This window comes from Paraglaciecola sp. MB-3u-78 (assembly GCF_002835935.1).
GTDB lineage: Bacteria > Pseudomonadota > Gammaproteobacteria > Enterobacterales > Alteromonadaceae > Paraglaciecola.
This window is the reverse complement of sequence record NZ_PJCF01000046.1, coordinates 1-972: the sequence shown is the minus strand read 5'-3', so window position 1 is coordinate 972 and position 972 is coordinate 1. Positions and strand designations below refer to the sequence as shown.

Genomic DNA, 972 nt, shown 5'->3' with positions numbered 1-972 from the left:
TATGTTTTTTAAAATTAAGGTGTTAACTTGAAATTAAATATTAGACATTTTGATCAATCAGATCTCAAGGATTTAGCAGAAATTTATAGTTATGCTTCTGTAACAGAGAATACGTCTCAAGTTCCATTTTTAAGTTCTCGTGATGTAGATAAATTTTTTCAAAGTCCAACGGATTACATATTGATCGCCGAATTAGATGATAAAGTGATTGGACATGTAAGTCTTATTTTGTCAAATAAGCCAAGAGAAAAACATTCAGCATCGTTAGCTATTGCTGTTCATCCAGATAGTCATGGCAAAGGTGTTGGGAAGCAGTTACTTGCAGAGGCTATTAATCAAGCTGACAATTGGTTAAACATATTACGCTTAGAATTAGAAGTTTATCCTGACAATGAAGCTGCATTATCCCTCTATCAAAAGTTTGGTTTTAAAGTTGAGGGTGAAAAAAAATGTTGTAATTTTAAGGCTGGAAAATTTGTCGATTTACTCATTCTAGCTCGTTTAAATATATCTGTGTAATCAACACATAACAAGCAATTCAACAAGGACAAAAAACAGCGGGCTTTTGTCACTTCGTTCCTATTTTAGCCCACTATTTTTTGCCCGTTAATTGGGCGTTGGTATGACTCCCCACGTCAAGTAAAACAAGCGATATCCTGCTTCTTTTTTTAAAGCCTTTTGCCTTTTAAATAAATTGAGTTAACCCATTGAATGAAGCAAGTAAATTCGTCGGTTGTCCTGCTGATATCCGTGGATTATTCATCTTTCGATGAACAGCGCCTACCTTACTTAATCCGTCGTGACACCTGGTTTCAATCTAGGTTCGTGGTTCAATAATGAATAAACATCATCGCCATCCTAACGCCCTCGGTGGTTGTGCCACAGCCGATGCTTGACCCAACGGGTTAACTCAAACTCTTTCCTCATGCCGGTACTCTAGATAAACGCAATTTTGGGTTGACCGGTGTTAAT

General features: G+C 36.7%; 1 protein-coding gene. It reads left to right on the top strand.

Going from position 1 to position 972, the window contains the following annotated elements; all coding sequences use genetic code 11:
• The first annotated feature begins 27 nt into the window (after positions 1-27).
• On the top strand, positions 28-519 hold the full coding sequence (locus CXF95_RS26245; RefSeq protein WP_101201245.1) for a GNAT family N-acetyltransferase: 492 nt from the start codon (positions 28-30) through the stop codon (positions 517-519).
• The last annotated feature ends 453 nt before the right edge of the window (positions 520-972 follow it).